19 protein-coding genes and 1 tRNA gene are annotated in these 23,833 nt (G+C 65.3%); 17 read left to right on the top strand and 3 right to left on the bottom strand.

Going from position 1 to position 23,833, the window contains the following annotated elements; translation table 11 throughout:
- Nucleotides 1–13 precede the first annotated feature (13 nt).
- The 10 genes from ABG82_RS00400 (at nucleotide 14) to ABG82_RS00355 (ending at nucleotide 12,011) form a co-directional block, all read left to right on the top strand.
- A complete protein-coding gene (locus ABG82_RS00400; protein WP_078336699.1) occupies nucleotides 14–2,851 on the top strand; it encodes a phage/plasmid primase, P4 family in 2,838 nt (945 codons plus the stop codon).
- Entirely contained in the window at nucleotides 2,844–3,731 is an 888-nt protein-coding gene (locus ABG82_RS00395; protein WP_234708032.1) for a DUF2637 domain-containing protein, read from the top strand. Before ABG82_RS00400 ends, ABG82_RS00395 begins: the two co-directional genes overlap by 8 nt.
- Nucleotides 3,732–4,447: 716 nt before the next feature.
- A complete protein-coding gene (locus tag ABG82_RS00390; RefSeq protein ID WP_043078140.1) occupies nucleotides 4,448–4,780 on the top strand; it encodes a hypothetical protein in 333 nt (110 codons plus the stop codon).
- Entirely contained in the window at nucleotides 4,780–6,897 is a 2,118-nt protein-coding gene (locus tag ABG82_RS00385; protein ID WP_054429033.1) for a type IV secretory system conjugative DNA transfer family protein, read from the top strand. Before ABG82_RS00390 ends, ABG82_RS00385 begins: the two co-directional genes overlap by 1 nt.
- A complete protein-coding gene (locus ABG82_RS00380) occupies nucleotides 6,894–7,535 on the top strand; it encodes a hypothetical protein (protein WP_043078142.1) in 642 nt (213 codons plus the stop codon). Before ABG82_RS00385 ends, ABG82_RS00380 begins: the two co-directional genes overlap by 4 nt.
- Nucleotides 7,532–8,254, top strand: a complete 723-nt coding sequence (locus tag ABG82_RS00375) for a hypothetical protein (protein WP_043078143.1) — start codon at nucleotides 7,532–7,534, stop codon at nucleotides 8,252–8,254. The genes ABG82_RS00380 and ABG82_RS00375 overlap by 4 nt, the downstream gene beginning before the upstream one ends.
- A 50-nt stretch (nucleotides 8,255–8,304) precedes the next feature.
- A complete protein-coding gene (locus ABG82_RS28095) occupies nucleotides 8,305–8,562 on the top strand; it encodes a hypothetical protein (RefSeq protein WP_054416665.1) in 258 nt (85 codons plus the stop codon).
- A gap of 2,033 nt (nucleotides 8,563–10,595) precedes the next feature.
- Entirely contained in the window at nucleotides 10,596–11,285 is a 690-nt protein-coding gene (locus tag ABG82_RS28810; protein ID WP_234708033.1) for a hypothetical protein, read from the top strand.
- A gap of 12 nt (nucleotides 11,286–11,297) precedes the next feature.
- On the top strand, nucleotides 11,298–11,549 hold the full coding sequence (locus ABG82_RS00360; protein WP_043078145.1) for a hypothetical protein: 252 nt from the start codon (nucleotides 11,298–11,300) through the stop codon (nucleotides 11,547–11,549).
- A gap of 141 nt (nucleotides 11,550–11,690) precedes the next feature.
- Complete coding sequence (locus ABG82_RS00355; protein ID WP_165589742.1) at nucleotides 11,691–12,011, top strand: hypothetical protein; 321 nt, start codon at nucleotides 11,691–11,693, stop codon at nucleotides 12,009–12,011.
- 277 nt (nucleotides 12,012–12,288) lie between these two features.
- Here the strand turns inward: ABG82_RS00355 and ABG82_RS00350 are convergent.
- A tRNA-Leu gene (locus ABG82_RS00350) sits at nucleotides 12,289–12,371 on the bottom strand.
- 257 nt (nucleotides 12,372–12,628) lie between these two features.
- On the opposite strand from ABG82_RS00350, the gene ABG82_RS00345 reads away from it, so the two are divergent.
- The 7 genes from ABG82_RS00345 (at nucleotide 12,629) to pknB (ending at nucleotide 22,230) form a co-directional block, all read left to right on the top strand.
- Complete coding sequence (locus ABG82_RS00345; protein ID WP_043078146.1) at nucleotides 12,629–13,984, top strand: FhaA domain-containing protein; 1,356 nt, start codon at nucleotides 12,629–12,631, stop codon at nucleotides 13,982–13,984.
- A 166-nt stretch (nucleotides 13,985–14,150) separates the two neighbouring features.
- Nucleotides 14,151–14,615 (top strand): FHA domain-containing protein FhaB/FipA, encoded by a 465-nt coding sequence (locus tag ABG82_RS00340; protein ID WP_043078240.1) that lies wholly within the window; start codon nucleotides 14,151–14,153, stop codon nucleotides 14,613–14,615.
- A complete protein-coding gene (locus ABG82_RS00335) occupies nucleotides 14,612–16,120 on the top strand; it encodes a PP2C family protein-serine/threonine phosphatase (RefSeq protein WP_043078147.1) in 1,509 nt (502 codons plus the stop codon). The genes ABG82_RS00340 and ABG82_RS00335 overlap by 4 nt, the downstream gene beginning before the upstream one ends.
- Nucleotides 16,117–17,574 carry an FtsW/RodA/SpoVE family cell cycle protein gene (locus tag ABG82_RS00330; protein WP_043078148.1) on the top strand — a complete coding sequence of 486 codons (1,458 nt, stop codon included), beginning with the start codon at nucleotides 16,117–16,119 and terminating at the stop codon, nucleotides 17,572–17,574. The genes ABG82_RS00335 and ABG82_RS00330 overlap by 4 nt, the downstream gene beginning before the upstream one ends.
- A complete protein-coding gene (pbpA, locus tag ABG82_RS00325) occupies nucleotides 17,571–19,085 on the top strand; it encodes a D,D-transpeptidase PbpA (protein WP_043078149.1) in 1,515 nt (504 codons plus the stop codon). The genes ABG82_RS00330 and pbpA overlap by 4 nt, the downstream gene beginning before the upstream one ends.
- On the top strand, nucleotides 19,082–20,344 hold the full coding sequence (locus tag ABG82_RS00320; RefSeq protein WP_054173135.1) for a serine/threonine-protein kinase: 1,263 nt from the start codon (nucleotides 19,082–19,084) through the stop codon (nucleotides 20,342–20,344). Before pbpA ends, ABG82_RS00320 begins: the two co-directional genes overlap by 4 nt.
- Nucleotides 20,344–22,230, top strand: a complete 1,887-nt coding sequence (pknB, locus tag ABG82_RS00315) for a Stk1 family PASTA domain-containing Ser/Thr kinase (protein WP_043078151.1) — start codon at nucleotides 20,344–20,346, stop codon at nucleotides 22,228–22,230. The genes ABG82_RS00320 and pknB overlap by 1 nt, the downstream gene beginning before the upstream one ends.
- Before the next feature lie 7 nt (nucleotides 22,231–22,237).
- Here pknB and ABG82_RS00310 read toward each other — a convergent pair whose 3' ends face one another.
- Both ABG82_RS00310 and ABG82_RS00305 read right to left on the bottom strand, forming a co-directional pair.
- Entirely contained in the window at nucleotides 22,238–22,912 is a 675-nt protein-coding gene (locus ABG82_RS00310) for an aminodeoxychorismate/anthranilate synthase component II (protein WP_043078152.1), read from the bottom strand.
- Between the two features lie 56 nt (nucleotides 22,913–22,968).
- Nucleotides 22,969–23,685 (bottom strand): DUF881 domain-containing protein, encoded by a 717-nt coding sequence (locus tag ABG82_RS00305; RefSeq protein WP_052511034.1) that lies wholly within the window; start codon nucleotides 23,683–23,685, stop codon nucleotides 22,969–22,971.
- Nucleotides 23,686–23,833: the final 148 nt, after the last annotated feature.

Genomic DNA, 23,833 nt, shown 5'->3' with positions numbered 1-23,833 from the left:
AAGAAAGTCCGACATGACAACTGTAACACCAACTCTAACCTCTGAGTTGCCTGCGCAGCCGTTGAACGAGAAGGACCGTGAGGTCCTGATCGCGGGTGCGGCCTGCACCGCCGAGTTCCTCGAAACCCACCCGCACCTGGTGCGCTCCGTGGAGACCTCCGTGGACCTGCGTCTTGGCCCCGACCGAAATCCCTGGCAGCATTTGAAGTCTCGCACTCAGGGCCTGCTGTTCGTGTGGCACCCACTCGACGGCGGTGAGCCCCGATTCCAGTTCCGGTCGGACAGCCCCGCCGACGGTGAAGGGAAATACCAGTTCGAGCCAGCGCCTCGCGCCGCGAATCATGGTGTTGTCCGCCGTGGTTCCGACGACGGCAGGGTGCTCCTTGTCGAAGGATTCAAGAAGGCGTTGGCAGTCGCCTCGATGCTCGCGGAGAGCGGCGACAAGGACACATGGGTGCTGTCGATTCCGGGGTGCTCTGCGTGGAGCACGGGAGACTGGACTCCCGACATCGCCCTCGTGCGCCTCGCTGAGGGGCGAGAAGTGCTGATCTGCATGGACGCTGACGCCGGGAGCAACCCAAAGGTCTACGAAGGGGCTGAGCGCCTCGGTTCCGCCCTGTCGAACGCTGAGTCCATCCGCTACACCCAGGTGCCCGGCGGCGGCAAGACCGGGGTGGACGACTACCTGACCGCCTTGCCTGTGGACAAACGCGCCGCTGCCTGGAATCGGCTGGTGGACAGGGCCACGAGCAAGCCCGCATCGCGCAGGCCAAAGGCCCAGAAAGACTCGGCTCCCAAGAAGTCTCTCGCGCAGCAGCAGGCAGAGCTGTCTGAATCGGTCACTCAGGCATATGACTTCGTGAGCGGCCGGGTGAAGCTTCCGCCGCGTTTGGACGGCGGGGTGTGGTTGCGCGACGGCGGTGGCTTGGACGCTGACATGCTCGTGCGAGTTGTCGCGGAGTCGGACATCGCGCCCATCGCTTTGGCCGCTGACGGCACCGTCGCTGTGTACCGGCAGGGCGTCTACGACACGAGTGATGCGGGTTTCCCCGCGCTGGTGTCCACCCTGCTCGGCGCGCATTTCACTACTGGGCACCTGGCCAACGCGACCGCCAAGGCTCAAGCGATGCTGCACGCAGCAGGGCTCAGACTGCCTGATCTCGCGCCTCATCAGATGTTGAACCTGCGCAACGGCATGCTCGACTTGCGCACGCTGGTCCTGCACCCGCATGACCCGAAGTACCTGAGCACCCGACAGATTCCGGCGGACTGGAATCCCGACGCGGCGTGCCCCACCTACGACGCCTGGCTATCCGACCGGGTGGGGCCATTCCAGGTCGAGCTGGTGGAAGAGGTCATCAGCCAGTTCCTCGACCCGAGCCTCACCCCCGCCAGGGCGTTGTTCCTGTTCGGCCCGTCCCGCTCGGGAAAGTCCACAATCCTGCGGCTGGCCGAGAAGCTCGCGGGCGGCGAACAGTACGTCTCCGGGCTGACATTGCAGCAACTGGCCGACAACCAATTCGCCGCAGCCGAGTTGTATGGCCGCGCCATCAACGTGTGCCCGGATCTTCCCAAGGACCACGTGAACGACTTGTCCGTCTTCAAGCGCGTGACGGGCGACGACAAAATCACGGCCAATCGCAAGTACGGGAAAATGTTCCACTTCCGCGCCAACTCGCTGTTTCTGTTCTCGGCGAACACGATTCCCACCATTTCCGTGGTGGAAGGCGACGCTTACTTCGCGCGCACTGTGCCCGCCGCGTTCCCCAAGTCCTACAAGAACAAGGAGAACCCCGCAATCGAGAAGCAGCTCCTCACGGAGCTTCCGGGGATTCTCGTGCGGTGGGCCACGGCCCGCCAGCGCCACATCCTCTCCGGGTATCAGTGGCAGGCGGCGCATCCCGCCGTCAAAGCGCACTTCGAGTCCTCGTCGGACAGGGTGGCGCAGTTCGTCGCGCAGTGCTGCACGGTTGGCGTGCGGCCCATGGCCAAAGCGGTCGGCGGCAGCTTGGGTATCCGTCGCGAGCGCGGTCTGGGAATGAGCATCGAGGATGCCTGGCTGGTCGGTGAACCGCTACCGATTAAGAGTTTGTTCAAGGCGTTCGACACGTTCCGCACGGGTGAAGGCCAATCGGGCGGAATGAACTTGAAGACGTTCCGCGCCCGCATCGAGACGCTCCCCGGGGTGCGGGAAACACGGAACATCGCGGGCGCGCGCGTCCTCAATATTTCCGTCAAGCCCCAGGAGGAGTGGGGAGCCCGCGCCGACACGTACGGCTCGCTGATTCCCCTGCTCTTCCCGAACGACGACGGTGGGGAAGACCCGGACACTCCGGACAATGTGACGCCGATTCGTAGTGACGTAGCGGTGACACCGCCGCCACTCGACGAGGATGACGACGAGGACGAGGACGACGGCGATGCGGATCCTCGCGGGGGCAGCACTCCACCACCTCCCGCATCTACGCCGAAGCCGAAGCCGACCACGGCGGCACCCTCGGCCAAGGGGAAGCCGAAGGCCGCGCCCGCCAAGGTCAAGCCCACTCCGACTATTTACTACGCCTCCGACCTGTCCTCGTCGTCCGCGCCGACTTTCGGCTCGGCTGTCGAAGAGCTGTTGAACGCGCTCGGTCCCGAGGCCAAGTTCCGCCCGTTCAACATCGACTCGCTGATTGAGCGCGCCGAGGCCGAGGCCCACGCAGGGGGCGGGGAAGCCGCTGTCGAGGAGTTGCGCGTCCAGGTCGCCAGGCTCCGCGCCGAGCTGGACGAGCGGCTGGCACGGACAAACATCTGGGGAATCACGAGCAGAAGCGACTACCGCACCCAGGGGGACGTGACGGGCCGTGACTAGCCAATCCCACTCCAGCTCAACAACAATCGGCCATATGAGCACCATCCTCACGCAGACGGAACTCGCGCAGCGCGCGCATCACCGCGCCACGCGGTTCTTCTGGGCCTGGTTAGCTGGAGCGACCGCCGTTTCGCTTATCGGGAACGTCGCCCATGCGGTGCTCACCGCCACCGAGAGCACCCGGTGGCTCGCGGCAGCGGTAGCGATGGTGCCGCCCACAGTGCTGCTGGCGTCGGTTCACGGCATCGCCGTGCTGGCCAAGACAACCGCCTCGGGCCGCGTGTATCGAGCCGCCGTTGCAGCCACCACGGGCCTCGCACTCGGCGCGTTCCTGTTGAGTTTCGTCGCGCTGCGCGACCTCGCGGTGATCGCGCACATCCCGCGTCAGCTCGCGTTCGTCTTGCCCTTGGTGATTGATTTGGCGATTGGCGTCGCGACGCTCGCGCTCGTCGCCGTGGGGGATAAGCCGCCCCGCCGCGTCGCCCAACGCGCCGCATCACCCCAGGTCAGCAAACCTCCAGCGTCCAGCAGCGCGCCGCGCCCAATCACCTCAAGCGCGCCCGACGCATCGCGTCCCGCGTCGCGCGCCGTCTCCACGGCCGCGCCCAACGCGACGCGCCCCGCGCCGCCCAGCGCGCCGCAGGGGAGTGGTGACGCGCCGAGTCCCGCGCCAGAACTCGTCGCGCTGGCCGAGCGCATCGTGGAATCTCGCGCCGTCCGTCAGCCCGTGGCCACGGTCGCTCGGATCCTCGCTCTGTCGGAGACTGAGGGGCGGAAGAACATCGTGGCCGAGCGAGCGGGCGTCCATCATTCGGTCGTGAGCAAGGTGCTGTCCGAGGCCGAGACCCAGCGCCGCCACGGCCTCCAAGCCGTGTCCTGAGCCAGTTTGCCCGCCCGCTCGACCCTCTGGTGACCCCGATTTCGTAAGGCCGCATGGAAGATGCTCCGTAAGACTGGCCGTAAGGGGCTCCGTAAGACGCTCCGTAAGATTCCCGAGCCCCTTGATTTCGGGTGAGAGCACACTCGCATAGGGCCTGCTAGGAACACCCTTTCACGGCCATCCGAGCGCCCCTCGCACCCTTGCTCCCGAGCCCTCTCGTAACCCCGCCCGTAAGAGCCCTCAGCGCCCCATTTCGCCCGTCCCATAACCCTTCTCGGCACTCCGCATCTCCGTGCCGTAAGAAGAACTCCCTCCCCAGCGCCACGCCCGATGCTCGCTGCCGCCCAAGGCTTCGCCTCGGACGACACCTCGCGGCGAACCTTCTGACCTCCCGAGAACCCCAGTGACCTGGACTTTTCCGTCAGATTTACTCTCACACTCAGTAGCATCTATGGCTTCTGACCTGCGGAAACACCCCGCTCTCGCAACTTCTCGTGTCTCCCGTTTCCCCTAAACCCCAGCTCACGGGCGGTTCCTGACCAGATAGCAAACGGTGGTGTTAATGCCAGAGTAACGGGAAAGCCTGGTAGACACCGGGATTGGTGAAATCAAGGGTTGACACAGCGAATATTTTGATTAGAATTAGTTAATAGCTCACGGAACTGCTCGCGCAAGCGCTCCCAGCCCGTGAGCATGGCTTTTGGAGGTGAGACCGAGTGGGCAAGTGGATTGGCGTTACAGTCCTTGCGCTGCTGGGCTTCTCACTTCTCGGTGGTCAGTACAGCCTCATTGGTCTCGTCATGTTGGCGGGCGCGGGGCTCATCATCTGGCTCGCCATTCGGGGCTCTGGGAGTTCCCGGAGCTACTCGGTGCCCGCCCGCCCCGGACAGCTTTCTTCGGCTCGATTCGACGCTCGGGAGGAACTCGCGTCCGCCGAGCACAGCGCGGCGCGCATGGTTCGTGCCGCCCAGGAGAACGCGGAAGCTGAAGGGCGCGAGGCGCTTCGCGCCGCCATGACGTTCCTCGCCTCCGAGCCGAGGTGGATGTGATGGCGTCCTCGAATCGCGCCGCGCGGTGCGCGGCCCAGGCGCGTCAGCAACACGCGCGCGATGAATTTATGTGGCGTCAGGATGTCCGCAGGGCGGAAGCCGCGCACCGTGACCTGCTCCGCGACGCCGACCAGGCCGATGCCGAACGCGAGCGCACCGCCGAGCGCGTGAAGACCATCATGGCGCGGGCACAGGCGGACGCCGACCGCGCGGTGGCCGAGGTCGGCAAGCGATTCGCCGCTGAGGAGAAGCGTTTGTTGGGACAGCCCGTAGTGCGGTACACGGGAGCGACCCGCGCCTTGGCGTCGGGCGTGATCGTGTGGCACTGGCGCGCTGCGTGCCCGCCCGCGCTCGCCGCGCGGTTGGGTGTTGGTCGCTCGGATGCTGGCCCCCTCGCGGTGCTGCGACCAAACGGTGGATTGGTCGAGACCGATAGCTGCCCTGACGTGTTCGCGGGACTGGACGCGACATTGTTGGACGACGCGGAGTTCATGGCGTGGGCGAGAACAGTGGCTGAGCTGTGGCACGGGGACGTGCAGCAGCGATACGGAATTCTCGGCACGTTGAGGGATGACGACTGGTTCGCGAGGTTGGCGGAGAGCGCTGGAATCGCGGACTCGCAGACGACCTCGGAGACACTCAGTGGACGGTATGGGGCAGTCGAGCGGAAAGTCGCCACGGTCGGGATTCCGTCCATCGCGGGTGTTGAGATTGGTCAGGACGGGTTGGAGCTGGCGTTCTCCCACAGCTCGAATGCGAGCGCGGCGAAGTGGACAAAGGGTCTCGACCTGCTGCGCAATGGGTTCCGCGCGGCGGGCATGGACTCCTCGAATTTGCGACTCGCGGATACCGCCGATGGCGGGGTGGTGATGCGCTTTGACGATGCTCCGAGTGCCTTTCCCGACGCGGCTGCGCTTCCGGCGCCTGTGCCCGCTGCCACTGTGGATGACGCCGTTCGTCGGGTGCCCGAGGCGCGCTGGCCCGTGGGGTGGGATGCACGAGGCAACCTGATCGCTCCCACTGTCACCAGCACTCGGCATTGCATCGCGGCGGGGCAGCCTGGTGTCGGTAAGTCGGTGTGGGTGCGCAGCGTTGTTGAGCAGTTTCGGCTCAGCGGGTGGGAGATTTATCTCGGCGACGGCAAGGGCTCGGACTACGCGGCTTTGGCCGAGCAGCCGAATGTGCGGATGGTCAGTAGCGAGCCCGCGCAGCATCTTCTGCTCGTGGCCGAGGTGTGTGCCGAATTGGAGCGGCGTCGTGCCGAGGCGAAGATCGCCAAGCGCACGACGGCAGAACCGTATGCCCGATACCCGGGCATCCTCCTCGTGCTCGACGAGTTCGGAACCATGAAATCGGAGGTCTCCGAGCTGGATAAGAAGAACGGGCTGGAGCTGTTCATGGCACGGCTGGCACGGATTATCCGAGTGGGCAGGGAAGCAAGGATCGTGGTGCTCATCGCCGCGCAGGACGTTTACGCCGACACCATTCCTGTGTCGTTGCAGGACCAGTTCGGCCTTGCTGTCTTGCTGGGTGTGCCAGGGGAGCGCACTGTCACGGGAACCTTCGTTCCGGAGAATCTGCGCGATGATGCACGCCGTATCGGTGGGCGGTTGACCCACCCAGGACGTGCGTTGTACGTCGATAGGGTCGGCAAGCAGGTTGTGGAGGTGCAAACCCCCTACTCCTACTCACCTGGCTCGGTGGTGTTGGCGAAGGCACCCTCAGATGAGGTTCGCACCATCTGGGAGCAGAGCGCGAAAGTCGCTGGCTCACTGCCGAGTCTGTATCCCAGGCTCGGCATCAAAGCCACTGCGGACTGGCGTAAGGGTGGCGCTGAGACCATCGCGGACACCGAGGTTGTCGTGCTTACCGACAGCGGAGGCAACCTCCTTGCTGGAGCTGAAAAGTTCGACCCACTGAGCGACCAGTGGGCGGGCGGAGAACAGATCGGCACGCTGAAACCCCGACCGGGCTCGACCACTAAAAGCCCTGTCACGCCCCCTGTACCCGCACCCGCCGACGAGCAGTCCGAGTCGGTCGAGGAACAAGAGCAGACCGAGAAATCAGAGGAGAACACGGTGACGAAAAGACCATCCGCAGGGGGGTATTCACTATGAGCAGGCATGTCGTCGCACTTGACCCTGTGACCTCGGGGTGCTCGATTGTCCTGATAGCCGAGGACTCTCCAATCCCTCTGGTGAAGTGGGTTCCCGCGCCCTCGGCGAACAGCAACAGGAGCATCGCGGCTACCGTTCACCGCACCACGCAGACCGCCGAGGGTGTGCTGGATTCTGTTCTCCGCAGCGGGAAGCCAGCTCTCGTTGTGATGATGAAACCCCTCTGCGACCCCATCCACGAGGATCCCAGCGGCCCTCGGCGCATGATGCTTTCGGGCGAGATCATGCGACGACTGGTGGACGCGGATATCAAGGTAAGCGAGATCCCCCCGATGACTTTGGTGAAATGGGTGTTGGGTCGATTCGTCGGTGGGACAGCAGGACGCGAGTCGGTCACGAAGACGATGAAGGACAAGTTCACGGGCATCGACACAACGGACTTGGACAGCCGATTCCGCTGGAGCACAGTCGCACTGGCTGCGGCAGGAGCCCTGGCTGTGGGCATCCCAACCCGACTCGACGTGACGGACGACCGACTCAAAAACTTGAAGCTGATGGTTCTCCCGAGCACGTGGACACTGCCCAGCTCGGCTGCCGAATGGCACCAGAAGCACTCTATTCAGGAGGTATCAGCATGACTCTCAAGCGAATTGGCGCGGTGGTTGGACTGAGCGCCGTCCTGGCCGCTGTCCCGCTGACGATGCTCGCCACCGAGGACGGCACGACGGGCGCGATGCCCGTGGCCGCTGCTGCGCCCACGACTTTGTACCCCGGGGATCCTGGATATGACGATGCCAGGCAGTGGGAGAAGAACCTGCCGAGCTACACACCACCTGCGACCGCTACTCACACCGTCACGGTGACACCGACCACGACCACAAAGCCCGCACCGTCGAAGAGCACGGGCGGCGGCAGTGGAATACCCTGGTGGGTTTGGCTCGTCGGAACCATCGCCGCTATCGGTGGATTGCTGTGGTGGGGCACGACGCTCGACGGCGGGAGTTCCGCACGCACGGCGCGCGACGACGACGATGATGACGACGGCGGCGACGACGGTCAGTACCCGACTCCCCGCAACTCCGCCGAGGAAGCTGTGCTCGACCGCTGGGAAGAGCGCGAGGAAGCCCGCGAGCGTGCGGGTGCCTTGCCCCGCCGTTACCCGACCACCACCGAACTGACCGAAATGGCTCGGCTCGGAGTGCAGGACTACGACCAGCTTCCGGAGAATTCGGTGATGAGCTACCCCGCCATCACGAGCACGCCTGTCCCCGAGGTGGTTCCGTATCCCGAGCCGACGAGCGTTCCCGTGCAGCCCGCCCCGAGTGGCTCTCTCATGGACAGGCTCGGCGGCAAGTAGGCCTCAACCCAGACAAAACATCTGACCGACCATCAGAGAAATGAAGAGAAATGAAGAAAAACCTGATCCTCGCAGCCGTGGCAGCGAGCGCAGCGGCGGTCGGTCTTCTCACCGCCCCGCTCGCGGGCGCTGACCCGACACCAACCCCGACTCCTGGGGGCTACCAGGACCACCCGAACCCAAAGTCCTGCGCCGACGCTTGGGATTTCGACCTGTGCCGCGCCACGCACGGCAAGGACATGGGGCAACCCCCGTCCTACATCCATGTCCCATCGGCTTCCCCCGTGTGGACGGGGGCGGGACGATGAAAAGACTTGTCGCAGCGGGTGTCATGGCTCTCGGCATCCTGAGCGCTCCGCCCGCTGGTGCCGACCCGCAACCCTGGTGCACCTGGTCACCCGAGCTGGACACCCACTCGTGCGATTTAATCGTCGGAGTTCCTCCGACAGGGGAACTGGTCGATGGTCCAGGGGACTGGTCTACCCCAGAGACCCGCACGAGGGGATAGCGTGTGACCATGACTATCTATCAATCCCGGCCGGACACAAGGTATCTCGTGTCCCTGGTCGCCGCGCTCGGCGTGGGACTCGGGGTGGTGGGGTGCTCGACTCACCCCACCACCCCCACGGGGGCGAGCGCGGCGGGGACGATCAGTTCGGCGTCGGCTCAGGGCCTGGTGGACGTGGAGCAGGTGTGGGCGAGTCATCCGATGCCAGACTGCTCACGCGTTGTTATTGGAAATGCAACAGCGTCACCAGGATTGGTGCTTCCCGACGATGCGAGCGTTGCTCGGCAGCTCACGGGTGTCCGTAGTCCAGGGTCTGGGGAATGGGTGCGGAGCAAGTTGGGGTGGGTGACACAGGAACTGGCTGCGACTCGCGCGGACATTATCGACGCGAATAGTCCTGACGATAAGTCCATGTTGGACGGGTTCACGAGATACGTCGAGCATGTCAAATCCGAGTTGATTGCAGGACATGACATTACAGATTCTATCGACAAGACGTACCCCGAAGGATGTTCCTGACTGATGGCACCAAAACCCGATGTCGAGATGCCTCTCGATGACCCGTATGCCCTGATTGGAACGCACTGGCCATCTGAGTCGGAGAGCGCGTACCACGTCGCTGAGGTCGTGGCGGATGACGCATCGACCGCTGCCCGAACACAGGCCGAATCTGCTGACGATGCTAAGCGTCAGACCGATGAAGGCATGCAGGGCAGGACAGCTAACAGTGTGTCAGAAGGATATTCGAGCATCGCGGGCCAGCTCCGCCAGGAGAGTGCCGACTTCACCGCAATCTCTGGATGGATGTTGGACGCCGCCGGGAAGATTCGTGCGGCCAAGAAGCACATCGCGAATCTTGTCAGTACGGGTACGAGCGAAATCAAAGACGCCATCACCAGCGAGACGGCTGGCACCGCTGTTACACCGTCATCAACAGACCTCACCGCGAAGTACAGGGATGACATCGCTGGTGTCGCAAGCAAGCTGACCACCGACCTTGACGACATTGGCCACAGCCTTGCAGGCGCGCCAGGAGCTTCCACCACTCCGAGCTACACGAGTGTTCCCATGACGCCGAGCGCTCAGCAGCCTGATCCTCACGCGGTCGTGACGGCCTATAACACAGGCCAACACCCCGTCGTCGAGGCGCAACGCCTGCCGGAAATGCCCCGTGCGATGAGCACCTCGACTGTCGAGTTACCAAGCACGCCAAGCGCACCAGGGAGTACCAGTGCTCCCGCAGCCCCTGTGAATCCAACCCTCGCGGGACTCATCTCGGGGAGCGGTCCAGCGAGCACTCCGATATCTCCGAGCGCCAGTTCCCCGCACGGCTCGGCGTCGAGTCCGCTGAACACCCCCGCAGGACAGGGACCACGTGGCGCCGAGCAGCGCCAGGCCCCCGAGCACCACACTCCTGGACTGCCCAACACCCCGTCCATTCCATTGCCTGATCTGCCCGCCGTGGCATCGGACATCGCCACGGCGGTCACCAGCTCGGTAGGACATCAGCTCCCCGCCACGAGCATGGCACCCGCCACACCTCTCGCGCCCGCGAGCACGGGATTCACTCCAGGGACCAGCGGCACCTCTCCAATTCCCTCGGGGCTCGCGCCAATCGGCGGAGTACCGACCCCGCCACCCGTAACTCAGTCAGTAACACCCGCACCGCAGGGAACGCCAGCCTCCCCGCCACCAGGAGTCCAGACCCCCAGTGCTCCCCAGACTCCTGCATCAGCACCAGCTCCACGCGGTCCCGTGGTGGACGCCGCTTGGCTGCAAAGGACTTATGGGCTGGCCCCTGGTGTGGAACTCCCCAAGGATGAGAACACCTCTGTGACGGCACTATTCATCGCTTACCTGCCCGAACCCGAGGCTCGCCTGCACCGTGCGCTGGCTTCACTCTGTCACCAATTCGAGCAGGCGGGGTGGGCTCAGCCACTCGCTGTGGCCAGCATTCGGCGGGGGTTCGAGAGTCGCATCGTCTATGCCACGGCAGACGCCCTGTCTATCCACCCAGCGGGCATCCTCCTGCCCGCCGAGGTGACCCCGTTGGACGAGATGACAGGAATCTCAACTCATTCCGACCTTGAGGGCAGCCTCATGGTCGCGGACAAGCTCACCAGCCTCATTCCCTATGGATGGGAACTCGAAAGCATGTTGAGCACCGTGCCCGCCGACGAGAACAGCCAGTCCGCCGAGCAGTATCGGGAACTGGTGCAGGGTGGGGAGTTGCTGGAATGCAAGGTTTCTCGTGGTCGTGAGGGTGTGACGGACGCGGAGGCTCTGAGGGTGTTCGCTCGGGCTGCTATTGGCTCGGCAGGCTGCTCCGACTTGGACGTGGAGTCCGCTCGGCTCCGAGGGAGTCGGTGGGTCGGGGTTCAGCCGCAAGGTTATGTCGATGGTCTGAGTCGGTGGTATCTGTCGGATGCCGCAGAAGCGATGAGCGCGGGCCGCTGGGGAGAAGCGGTGTACGCCAGCGAGAACTACATGTCCATCCAGCAGTCGAGAAGCCAAGCGGCATAAGGAGGATTAGATATGTACACACGAGAGCAGCATGAAGCCATCCAGGCCGCATACGCCCGCTCGGCTGAGCGCAACGCTGCGCTCGCGGCGACATTCATGTGCATCGAAGCGCTGAATTGGACTGACCGTCCCACGGCTCACGAGGAGTTCCTTGCTGCGATGGACGCACACGCCGAAATGCGCAAGGCAAGCGATGCGCAGCTCCAGTTCGAGCTGGAAGTGGCGCAAGGGAAATGGGACAACCTGTTGGGCGAGCGCCCGTGACGCAAGAGGAACTGAGCGCACGTGCCGCCGAGTTGGCCGAGCGGAGTCGCGCGACGAGTGCCCGTGCCGCCGAGTCGTTGAAAGCTCAGTGGCTGGCCAAGCCGAATGGAACTCATGTCATCGAGAGAAGGAGAAGGACTGATGTCAGGAACTGTCGCGACGAGTGGTGACCCCATCGTCCAGGCGCACAGGGCCGTCGCGCAGTCGGCGCGGGAGGCGGCTGCGGGGCTGCCCGTGGTGGAGTCGGAGGGCATGAGAACGGGGCACGCAGAACTGTTGGAAGCCGCGCTGGGGGAGACCAAGAAGGTGTTGGGGGCGCTGGCGCACGTGGCCGACATCGGTGCTGGGGGTGCGTGTGCGCTGGGGGAGCAGGATCGCGAGAACGGTCGGCGGTACGAAGGCTGGGACGCTCCCGAGTTGCAGCGGCGAGGGGAGCCGACAGGGGAGGCACGGGTGGTGTGAGTGAGGGAGGTGAAGTGATGGCAGAGAACGAGTGCGGATGCGAGCGCACAGTTTGGGCGGTGCTCGACGAGCTGGGAGTCGAGTACGAGCGCATCGGATGACGCGTCCACACACCGAATAGGGTCTCGGAGAGCGAACTCCGAGACCCTATTCGGTGTGTGGACAACTCTTGGGCGCGACCGTTTGTGCCCAAAATGTGCCCACGGGGGCAGGAAACCACCTAGCCCCCGCCTATGAAAAAACCTCCCACCTGCGGTAACAGGTGGGAGGTTATCGGTGGGCGAAGGGGGACTTGAACCCCCACGTCCCGAAGGACACTGGCACCTGAAGCCAGCGCGTCTGCCATTCCGCCACTCGCCCCAACGACCGCGGCAGCTTATCACGATCAGAACCCCACCTCCGAACCGCGAATGGTCCGGGCGGGCACCTGAGTACCCCCAGATCACCACAAACAGCGTGGATAGATGGCCTTTTGGTGCCAAGACGATGTCCTCTCGTAATAGAGGAGTGGGTGCCGACGATCATCAAACCGATACCATCTACTCGAGATCCGCTCGCGGCGGTGCGCTGTGCCATGCGCTCAGCACCTCCCACGCGATCGCCGAAAGGAGGAAGGCATGGGAATTGTCCAGCGCTTTGAGCGCAAGCTTGAAGACGTGGTCGGCGATGCCTTCGCCCGGGTATTCGGCGGCAGCATCGTGCCGCAAGAAGTGCAGGCCTCGCTGCGCCGTGAAGCCGCCGACGGCGTCCGGTCGGCCGGCCAGGGGCGGCTATTGGCTCCCAACGAGTTCTTTGTTCTCCTCAGTGCCTCAGATCACGAGAAAGCGGCCGACGATCGCGATCTCGACCCAGACACGTTCGCCGAACTCCTGCGCGAATATATTCGCGATCAGGGGTGGCAAACGTATGGTGAAGTTGTTGTCCGATTCGAACAATCACCAAACTTGCACACCGGCCAGTTTCGTACGCGCGGTGTGGTCAATCCCGATAGCAAGCGGGACCGTACGCACGGCGCCGTGACGACTGCCCCTCCGACCCCGGATCCACAACCAGGAGCATCCATGACTGACAACCCAGGTCCCCAGCAGGGACGCCCCGGCGAAGAGTACGGCCGAGAGGACGACCGGTACGGGCGTCCCGACCAGGATCCGCGCGCTCAGCAGCCGCAGGGCGGCCAGGGATACCCGCCGCGTCAGGGTGGCTACGAGGGCGGTGGCTACGGACAGGGCCAGCAGTACGGCCAGGACTATGGTCGTCCGCCCGCCGGCTACGAGCAGGGCGGCTACCAGCAGCGCCCACCACAGCAGGGCGGTTATGACCAGGGCGGATACGGTGGCGGTCCCGACTACGGTCGGCCCCCCGCCGCGCCCCAGCAGGGTGGCGGGTACGGCGCCCCGCAACAAGGCGGATATGGCGAGCCTCCACGCCCCAACTACGGCGAGTACGAGCAGGGCAGTGGCTACGGCGGCGGGCAATACGGCGGTCAGCAAGGTCCCCCTCCGGGCCAGGACTACGGGCGTCCCCCCGCCTACCCGCAGCAAGGCGGATACGGCGCTCCGCCGCAGCAGGGTGGCTACGGATCACCCCAGGGTGGCTACGGCGAGCCCGAGTACGGCGACTACGAGCAGGGCGGCTACCAGAGCAGCCCCGACTACGGCGCCCCCGCGGGCGGTCCGGGTGCCGGTCGCACCACCGTCACGCTGCAGCTTGATGACGGCAGTGGCCGCACCTACCAGCTGCGTGAGGGCACCAATGTGATCGGTCGCGGACAGGACGCTCAGTTCCGGCTTCCGGACACCGGCGTTTCGCGGCGCCACCTCGAGGTGCGCTTCGACGGACACGCCGCACTGCTGTCGGATCTGAACTCGACAAACGGCACCACCGTCAACAACGCTCCGGTCACTGAGTGGCAGCTGGCCGACGGAGACATCATCCGGCTGGGACACTCCGAGATCATCGTTCGGGTCCAGTAGGTAACCGAGGAACAGCGACCGAATCGGCAACACCGCGTTCGACACAGGCCGCTGTATCGGCCCCCGGCCGGTGCGTCTGACAAGTATCGTTGCCCTGCCGAATATGTCCGGTCTGCCGGACACCCTCGCCGAGGCGCGATGGACCAGCGAGAGGAACGACAACCGGATGCAGGGACTGGTGCTCCAGCTCACCCGCGGTGGGTTCCTGTTGCTGCTGTGGGTGTTCATCTGGTCGGTACTACGGATCCTGCGCACAGATATCTACGCGCCGACCGGTCAGCTGATGGCCAATCGCGGACTGAATCTGCGTTCCATCCGTCCCGCGAAGACCAGCCGGAGGCAGATGCAGTACTTACTCGTGACCGAAGGTGCCCTGGCAGGTACCCGGATCACGCTCGGTACCCAGCCGATTTTGATCGGGCGCGCCGACGACTCCACGCTGGTCCTCACCGACGACTACTCGTCGACGCGGCACGCGCGGCTATCGCCACGGGGGTCGGATTGGTACGTAGAGGATCTAGGATCGACCAACGGCACATATCTGGATAGGGAGAAGGTGACGACGGCGCTGCGGGTTCCCCAGGGGACGCCGGTACGGATCGGTAAGACAGTGATCGAGCTGCGCTCGTGACACTGGTACTTCGCTACGCCGCGCGTAGCGACCGCGGACTGGTGCGGTCGAACAACGAGGACTCCGTCTATGCCGGCGCCCGGCTTTTGGCATTGGCCGACGGGATGGGCGGGCATGCCGCCGGCGAGGTCGCCTCTCAGCTGGTCATCGCCGCATTGGCACCACTCGACGACGACGAGCCCGGCGGCGATCTGCTGGATGCTCTGGCCGACGCCGTCTACGCGGGCAACGGGGCAATCGCCGATCACGTGCGCGCCGAACCCGAGCTGGACGGCATGGGCACCACCCTGACGGCCTTCCTGTTCGCCGGGAAGCGGTTGGGCATGGTGCATATCGGCGATTCGCGCGCGTACCTGATGCGCGACGGCGAGCTCACGCAGATTTCCAAGGACGACACCTTCGTCCAAACCCTTGTCGACGAGGGTCGCATCACACCTGAGCAGGCACACAACCATCCGCAGCGCTCGCTCATCATGCGTGCGCTCACCGGGGCGCCGGTCGAGCCCACCCTCATCATGCGCGAGGCACATGCCGGCGACAGATACCTGCTGTGTTCTGACGGCCTGTCCGATCCGGTCAGCCACGAGACCATCACCGAAGCGCTGGAGATCGCCGACGTCTCTGCCGCGGCCGACCGGCTCATCGAACTGGCGCTGCGCAGCGGGGGCCCCGACAACGTCACCGTCGTCGTGGCCGACGTGGTGGAGCTGGACTACGGGCAGACACGGCCGATCGTGGCCGGTGCGGTATCCACCGATGCCGACACCGATACCCCGCCGCCGAACACGGCCGCCGGGCGCGCCGCCGCGATCCAGCGCGCACTGAAGGAACCCGAGCCCACTGAGGACGAATCCGATAGTGCCGCAGATGAATCCGACGGCTCCAAGCCCAAGAAGCGGCGGCTGCGCTGGCTGATCGCCGCCATGCTCGTGGTGCTCATCGCAGTAGCGGGCCTGGCAATCGGCCGCAGGGTGGTACTCAATAACTATTACGTGAGCGCCTACGAGGGCAACGTCTCCATCATGCAGGGCGTGCAGGGCTCGCTCCTGGGGTATCGGCTGCAACGTCCCGACCTCGTCGGCTGCCTCGACAGCCGGGGCGACATGTCCCTGGTGAGTTACGGCGAGTCGTCCAACCTGTCCTGCAAGTACCTGAAGGTTTCGGACCTGCGGCCATCCGAGCGCCAGCAGGTGGAAACCGGCCTGCCGGGCGGCACTCTCGATGAGGCCATCAGTCAGCTGCGCCAGCTCAGCAAGAATGCGCTGCCGCCGTGCCCGCCGCCCGCGCCCAGGACGCCGCCGCCCGCTCCGGCCACCGCGGGGCGCACTCCGACCACCACATCGGCCAGCCCGAGCACCGTCACCGCAAAGCCATCGCCGACGACGTCGACGACCCCGAGCACTCCAGGCGCCAGCACCACGCCGACCACAACATCCACTCCTGCGCCGGCCCCGCTGCCGTCGCCGCCACAAGAGCCGGGTGTCACCTGCCGGACCGTGTCATGACGACGGCGCCCCAAACCGCGGTAGGACCCAGTGGAAGGGGCAGCGGAGCCGTTGCGGCGCCGCCCACTCAATCAACACGACGCAGCGCGGAGTTGGGGCTCCTCGGCTTCGCTGCCGCCATCACCACCACCGCCCTGGTCCTTGTCGAGGCCAATCTCGAACGCGGGCTGTCCTGGGACTTACTCGGTTACGGCTTTGCCTACCTCGCACTTTTTGCCTTGGCGCACATGGCGGTCCGCCGCTGGGCACCGTACGCGGATCCGCTGCTGCTGCCGTGCGTCGCGCTGCTCAACGGCCTCGGCCTGGTAATGATTCACCGGCTGGACCTGGTACACGCCTACAACGACGGCAACACCGATCAGGTCGGGGACAACAACGCCACACAGCAGATGCTGTGGACCATGGTCGGTCTCATCGCGCTGGCCGCCGTGCTCGCCACTCTCAAAGATCATCGCGTGCTGGCCCGATACGGGTACACCTTCGGCATCGTCGGCTGCGTGCTGCTGGCCATCCCCGCGCTACTGCCCACTTCAATGTCCGAGCAGTACGGCGCCAAGATCTGGATTGAGTTGCCGTTCTTGTCAATTCAGCCCGCCGAGGCAGCCAAGATTCTGCTGCTGATCTTCTTCGCGGCGTTCCTAATGACCAAGCGCACGCTGTTTCGCACCGCCGGCCGCAACTACCTGGGCATCGAACTACCCCGGCCACGCGATCTCGGGCCCTTGCTCGCCATCTGGGGAATCTCGGTGGGCGTCATGGTCTTTGAGAAGGACCTGGGCGCGTCGCTGCTGTTCTATTCGTCGTTTCTCATCGTGCTCTACGTAGCAACCGCCCGAATCAGTTGGGTGCTCATCGGTTTGGCACTCTTCACGGCTGGCAGCGTGATCGCCTACTTCCTGTTCGGGCATGTGCGGGTGCGCGTGCAGAACTGGTGGGATCCGTTCACCGATCCCGACGGTGCCGGTTACCAGATGGTGCAATCGCTGTTCAGCTTCGCCACCGGGGGCATCTTCGGCACCGGCCTGGGTAATGGCCAGCCAGGCACAGTCCCTGCTGCCTCAACGGATTTCATCATCGCGGCGATCGGCGAGGAGCTCGGCCTGGTCGGCTTGGCCGGGGTGCTCATGCTGTACACGATCGTGATCATCCGCGGGTTCCGGACGGCACTCGCGGTGCGCGATAGCTTTGGAAAGCTGCTTGCGGTGGGACTGTCGGCCGCGCTGGCCATGCAGTTGTTCATCGTGGTGGGCGGCGTCACCAAGCTCATCCCGCAGACGGGGCTCACCACTCCGTGGATGTCCTACGGAGGCTCCTCGCTCGTCGCCAACTACGTCCTCCTGGCCATCCTGCTGCGCATCTCACACATCGCTCGCCGGCCGCTGAGCCCGCATGCCCCCTCATCACCCGCCGCGCCGCTGGCCGACGCCCGCACCGAACTGATCGACCGCGTATGAACACGTCGATCCGTCGAGTGTCGCTGGCTGTCATGGGCCTGGTCGTCCTGCTGCTGGCCAATGCCACCATCACCCAGGTGTTCACGGCGTCGGGCCTGCGCGCCGATCCCCGCAATCAGCGCATCCTGCTCGACGAGTACTCGCGCCAACGGGGCCAGATCTCGGCCAGTGGACAGCTGCTGGCCTCCTCGGTGGCCACCGACAGCCGCTTCCGCTTTCTGCGGGAGTACGCGGACCCTGAGGTGTACGCCCCGGTGACCGGGTTCTATTCGCTCAACTACTCAAGCACCGGCCTGGAGCGCGCCGAGGACACCGTGCTCAACGGCTCGGACCCGCGCCTCTTCGGACGGCGCCTCGCGGACTTCTTCACCGGGCGTGACCCACGCGGTGGCAGCGTCGTGACGACCATCCGGCCCGACGTGCAACAGGCCGCGTACGACGCCATGCACCGGGGCTGCAAGAACGGCTGCCGTGGGGCCGTGGTGGCCCTGGAGCCATCCACCGGCAAGATCCTGGCGATGGTCTCCACGCCCTCCTACGATCCCAACCTGCTCGCCAGTCAGGACCCGGAGAAGGAGAACGGGGCCTGGAAGCAGCTGACGGAGGATCCGGCGCAGCCGATGCTCAACCGTGCGATCGCGCAGACCTACCCGCCGGGATCGACCTTCAAGGTGATCACCACCGCGGCGGCATTGGCCGACGGTAAGACCGTCAACACCGAGGTGACCGCGTCTCCGACGATCTTCCTTCCGGGGAGCAACGCAACCTTGGAAAACTACAACCGGGCCTCCTGCGGCGGCGGTGACACCACCTCGTTGAAGGAGGCATTCGCGCGCTCCTGCAACACCGCCTTCGCCAAGCTCGGCGCCGAACAACTCAAGCGCGACAAGCTGGTCAAGGCCGCGCAGGCGTTCGGTCTGGACCGCGAGCTGGACTCCATCCCGCTCCAGGTGGCAACTTCCACCGTCGGCCCCATGTCCGACGACGCCGCCGTCGCCATGTCGAGCATCGGGCAAAAGGATGTCGCCATGACCCCGCTGCAGAACGCGATGGTTGCCGCGGCCGTCGCCAACAAGGGCGTGCTGATGCAGCCGCACCTGGTCGATAGCCTTAAGGGCCCAGACCTTTCGAATTTGTCCACCACCACCCCGGATGACATAGGCCAAGCCGTAACTCCCGCTATCGCGAACACATTGACCGAACTGATGATTGCCTCAGAACAGCGCACCGCACAGACGGGTGCCCTCCCCGGCGTACAGATCGCTTCCAAGACCGGCACTGCCGAGCACGGCACCGATCCACGCAACACCCCGCCGCACGCGTGGTACATCGCGTTCGCGCCGGCTCAGGGCACCACAACGGATCCTCAGACCACGGCGGTCACCCCCAAGGTGGCCATCGCAGTCCTCGTCGAAGACGGCGGCGACCGCGCCCTGGCGGCCACCGGCGGCTCCGTCGCCGCACCCATCGGGCGGCAGGTTATCGCCGCAGCACTACAGGGGGCCTCATGACAGTTCGTGTCGGAGAAACGCTCTCGGGTCGCTACCGGTTGCAGCGACTCATCGCCACCGGCGGTATGGGCCAGGTCTGGGAGGGCACCGACAGCCGCCTGGGCCGCAAGGTAGCCGTGAAGGTACTCAAGGCAGAGTTCTCCTCGGATCCCGAGTTCATCGAGCGGTTCCGCGCCGAGGCACGCACGGTCGCGATGCTCAACCACCCCGGGATCGCCAGCGTCTATGACTACGGTGAAACCGATATCGACAGCGAGGGCCGCACGGCCTATCTGGTGATGGAACTGATCCATGGCGAGCCGCTGAACTCGGTGCTCAAACGCACCGGGCGGTTGTCGCTGCGCCACTCCCTGGACATGCTGGAACAGACCGGCCGCGCCTTGCAGATCGCCCACGCGGCAGGTCTGGTGCACCGTGACGTCAAACCGGGCAACATACTGATCACGCCCACCGGCCAGGTGAAGCTCACCGACTTCGGCATCGCCAAGGCTGTTGATGCCGCCCCGGTCACGCAGACCGGCATGGTGATGGGCACCGCCCAGTACATCGCCCCCGAACAGGCGCTGGGCCACGACGCCACCCCCGCCAGCGACGTCTACTCATTGGGAGTCGTTGGCTACGAGGCCGTTTCGGGTAAGCGTCCGTTCTCCGGCGACGGCGCGCTGACGGTCGCGATGAAACACATCAAGGAAACACCGTCGCCGCTGCCCTCTGATCTGCCACCGAACGTGCGCGAGCTCATCGAGATCACCCTCGTGAAAAACCCGCAGAACCGGTACACCAGCGGCGGCCCGTTCGCCGACGCGGTGGCCGCCGTGCGTGCCGGACGGCGCCCGCCGCGACCCAATCAGGCGCCCACCATCAGCCGGGCCACGCCGGCCGCCATCCCGCCCGCCACTCAGGTCCGGCCCGCCGTGGGGGCGCCCAGCCGGGTGGCTCCACCTACCTCGCGGACCCGTCAACCCACGGGCTCGCACCGGCCACCCCCGCCCAGGCGCGGCACCTTCTCACCGGGTCAGAAGGCCCTGATGTGGGCGGCGGCCGTGTTGGGGATCTTCGCGATCATCATCGCCGCGCTCATTCTGTTGCAGGCGAGCGAGAAGAAGAACCAGTCGCCGAGCACCCCGGCAACGATTTCCGGCAGTGAGACACCCTCAAGCCCAGGTTCAGCTTCGCCAGGAGCGCTCGCGCCAGCTAATATCGTGGCTCTGCTTCCGGACGACCAACCGGACTCGATCCCTGGGACGAAATCACCGTAATGACCACTCCGCAGCACCTCTCGGACCGCTATGAGCTGGGGGAGATCCTCGGCTATGGCGGCATGTCCGAGGTCCACCTGGCTCGCGACCTGCGGTTGAACCGCGATGTCGCGATCAAGGTGCTGCGCGCCGACCTGGCCCGGGACCCCAGCTTCTATCTGCGCTTCCGCAGAGAGGCCCAGAACGCCGCCGCGCTGAACCACCCCGCGATCGTCGCCGTGTACGACACCGGGGAGGCCGAGACCGCCACCGGACCGCTGCCGTACATCGTGATGGAGTACGTCGACGGCATCACCTTGCGTGACATCGTCAAGGACGACGGTCCCATGCCGATCCGACGGGCAATCGAGGTCATCGCGGACTCCTGCCAGGCACTCAACTTCAGCCACCAGCACGGCATCATCCACCGCGACGTCAAGCCCGCCAACATCATGATCAGCAAGACCGGCGCGGTGAAGGTGATGGACTTCGGCATCGCACGCGCGGTCTCCGACGCTGGCAACAGCGTCACGCAGACCGCAGCGGTAATCGGCACCGCGCAGTACCTTTCGCCGGAACAGGCCCGTGGCGAGACCGTCGACGCCCGCTCCGATGTTTATTCGCTGGGCTGCGTTCTCTATGAACTGCTCACCGGGGAACCGCCTTTCGTGGGCGACTCGCCGGTCGCGGTGGCCTACCAGCATGTGCGCGAAGATCCCGTCGCACCGTCCAAGCACAACCCAGAGATTCCCCCTGGTTTGGATTCCGTTGTGCTCAAGGCACTTTCAAAGAATCCTGATAATCGCTATCAGAACGCCGCCGAGATGCGCGCCGACCTGATGCGCGTGTACCAGGGCGAGCAGCCCGAAGCACCCAAGGTGCTGACGGACGCCGAACGCAGCACCATGCTCAGCACGCCGTCCAACACCCGGGCCTTCCCGTCCCCGGGACCCCAGACCGGCCCGCTGCCGAACCAGTACGAGGAGCCGCGCCGTAATCCGCTGAGCCGCTGGCTGGTCGGCCTGGCCGCCCTGGTGGTACTGACCGTCATCGTCACCTTCGCCATCATCTTGGGTAATGGGCCCTCTCGCGATGTGCAGGTTCCCGATGTCACCGGCAAGTCTCAGTCCGACGCCGTCGCGGCGCTGCAGAACCTTGGGTTCAAGACCAAGGTCCAAAAGAACACCAGCTCGAAGGTGGCGCCCGACAAGGTGATCGACACCGACCCGGCCAAGGGCTCCACGGTTTCCGCGGGCGCTGAAGTCACCCTCAACGTGTCCATCGGCCCGGAGAGCCAACAGGTACCCGACTGCCACGGTCTGAGCTTCGGCGACGCCGTGAAGAAGCTGCAAAGCGCCGGCTTCAAGGGCACCTTCACCCAGAGCGAGACCAAGTCACTGCCCGAGGACAAGGGCCGCGTCATGGCCACCAACCCGCCGGCCGGTCAGTACTCGGCGGTCACCAACAACATCACCATCGTGGTGGGTAAGGGGCCGGGCGAGAAGCCCGCGCCGGACCTCGTCGGCCAGAACATCGATGTGGCTCTCAAGAATCTGCCCACCTACGGATTCACCGCGCCCCCCACCGTGATCCCGGTGCCCAGCCCCGAATCCAAGGGACAGATCCTGAGCACCAACCCGCCTGCGAACACACCATTCGCTGAGGACGGGGTCATCGAGATCCGGGTGTCCAACGGCGGCCAGTTCCGCATGCCGAACATCATGGGCAAGTTCTGGACCGACGCCGAGCCCATGCTGTACCAGGCCGGCTGGCAAGGCGGGGGATTGACCACCGAGGACGTGCCGTCCGATGGCAACAATCGTGCCCGGGTGGTGTACCAGGATCCGCCCGCAGGCGCCGGTGCCGGCTACAACGGCCCCATAAAGCTGCGCTTCGGCGCGGGCTAAACAGGTCCTAGCCGCCCAGCGCGGCGACGCGTCCGGTGACTCCGTTCAGCGCCGCGGCGACCTCGGCCTCCAGCGAGCGCACCAGCGGCTCATCAAGGGACGCACCGCAATAGGTGAGCCAGTTGGCGAGCATCCGATGTCCGCCCTCGGTGAGGATCGACTCGGGATGGAACTGCACCCCGTGGATCGGATATTCGGTGTGCATGACACCCATGATCACGCCGCTGGCGGTGCGCGCGATCACCCGAAGCCCGTCGGGCACCGTGTCCGGCAGGATGGTCAACGAGTGATACCTGGTGGCGGTGAACGGGTTCGGCAGACCGCGCAGCACTCCGGCATCTTCATGCTCGACGGTGCTGGTCTTGCCGTGCAACAGCTCCGGTGCGCGATCGACGGTGCCGCCGAACGCCACGCCGATGGCCTGATGCCCCAGGCATACCCCCAGCAGCGGAGTACCCGTCTTGGCGCATGAATGCACCATGGCGATGGACGCGCCCGCGCTCTCTGGTGTGCCCGGGCCAGGACTGATCAGTACGCCGTCGAAATCGGCGGCCACCGCGTCGGTGTCGGCCAGCCGCGCGTCGTCGTTGCGCCACACTGTCGCGTCCACGCCGAGCTGGCCCAGGTACTGGACCAGGTTGAACACGAAGCTGTCGTAGTTGTCGACGACCAGGATGCGCACAGGTCAAGGGTACGGACCCGCGCCAGCGGTTTCCCAGCCGGTTTACCGGCGAGCGCTCAGTGACCCTCTAGCGGCACCGCGCGCCCGGGACCGACCGCGTCACGGTATCCGGCCACCTCGAGGTGATGGCCACGAGTCACCGTGTATCCCAAGCCAAATCGCGCGACATACTGCCGGTACAGGATTACCAGCGGGGCCGCGTCGAGGGCCGCTTGCATGGCATCGGCATCGCCGATCGCCGTGATCACGTAGGGCGGGCTGTAGGTGCGGCCGTGCAACAACAGGGTGTTGCCCACACACCGGGGCACCGAGCTCGCCACCAGGCGCTGGTCATCCTGCATCTGGATGGCTTCGGCGCCTGCGCTCCACAAGGCGTTGAGTACGCCCTCCACGTCCTGCTGATGCACCACCAGGTCGTCAGGCGAGGCATCCCTGGGGAAGCGTCCGTACGCGTCACGCTTGGCGTCGGTGAGCGTCACCACCAAGCCCGGTCCGGTGACGGGCCGCACCCCTGCGGCATCGGCCACCTGTGCGGTCTCGGCGAGCGCGGCCGCGACCTGACTGTCGCCGCCGGCTGACTGCTCTCGCGCGGCCGCCATCTCGTTGGCCAGGCCGTCGCGCGCGCCGCTCAGCCTGTCGACCGACTTCTGTGTCTCACGCACCAGATCCACGAGTCGAGGCGCTGGCGAGTCGCCGCGGCGGATCTCATTGCCACCCGAGACAGTGTGCGTCGCGGCCAGTAGGAAGCCGGCGAGCGCACACACCAGGGGCACGCCCAACCGCCAGAGCAGGCCCCCGCGCGCGCCCGAACGCGGTCGCACAAGCGGCTCATCGGCGGTCACCAGAAGATTGTCGCAGCACCGCGCTGTAACCTGCGTAAGAACCCATTACTACTCGGCCGCGACGACCACTCGCCGTGCC

Origin of the sequence: Mycobacteroides immunogenum (genome assembly GCF_001605725.1) — a bacterium.
Taxonomy (GTDB): Bacteria; Actinomycetota; Actinomycetes; order Mycobacteriales; family Mycobacteriaceae; genus Mycobacterium; species Mycobacterium immunogenum.
The sequence above is the reverse complement of the archived record's forward strand: the minus strand, read 5'-3'. Positions and strand labels throughout refer to the sequence as shown.

Coding starts and splice junctions, on each gene's coding strand:
- ABG82_RS00375 (WP_043078143.1), top strand. CDS start 7,532: ATGACTCTCAAGCGAATTGGCGCGGTGGTTGGACTGAGCGCCGTCCTG.
- ABG82_RS00385 (WP_054429033.1), top strand. CDS start 4,780: ATGGCGTCCTCGAATCGCGCCGCGCGGTGCGCGGCCCAGGCGCGTCAG.
- ABG82_RS00345 (WP_043078146.1), top strand. CDS start 12,629: ATGGGAATTGTCCAGCGCTTTGAGCGCAAGCTTGAAGACGTGGTCGGC.
- ABG82_RS00360 (WP_043078145.1), top strand. CDS start 11,298: ATGTACACACGAGAGCAGCATGAAGCCATCCAGGCCGCATACGCCCGC.
- pknB (WP_043078151.1), top strand. CDS start 20,344: ATGACCACTCCGCAGCACCTCTCGGACCGCTATGAGCTGGGGGAGATC.
- ABG82_RS00380 (WP_043078142.1), top strand. CDS start 6,894: ATGAGCAGGCATGTCGTCGCACTTGACCCTGTGACCTCGGGGTGCTCG.
- ABG82_RS28095 (WP_054416665.1), top strand. CDS start 8,305: ATGAAGAAAAACCTGATCCTCGCAGCCGTGGCAGCGAGCGCAGCGGCG.
- ABG82_RS00355 (WP_165589742.1), top strand. CDS start 11,691: ATGTCAGGAACTGTCGCGACGAGTGGTGACCCCATCGTCCAGGCGCAC.
- ABG82_RS00400 (WP_078336699.1), top strand. CDS start 14: ATGACAACTGTAACACCAACTCTAACCTCTGAGTTGCCTGCGCAGCCG.
- ABG82_RS00330 (WP_043078148.1), top strand. CDS start 16,117: ATGACGACGGCGCCCCAAACCGCGGTAGGACCCAGTGGAAGGGGCAGC.
- ABG82_RS00320 (WP_054173135.1), top strand. CDS start 19,082: ATGACAGTTCGTGTCGGAGAAACGCTCTCGGGTCGCTACCGGTTGCAG.
- ABG82_RS00340 (WP_043078240.1), top strand. CDS start 14,151: ATGCAGGGACTGGTGCTCCAGCTCACCCGCGGTGGGTTCCTGTTGCTG.
- pbpA (WP_043078149.1), top strand. CDS start 17,571: ATGAACACGTCGATCCGTCGAGTGTCGCTGGCTGTCATGGGCCTGGTC.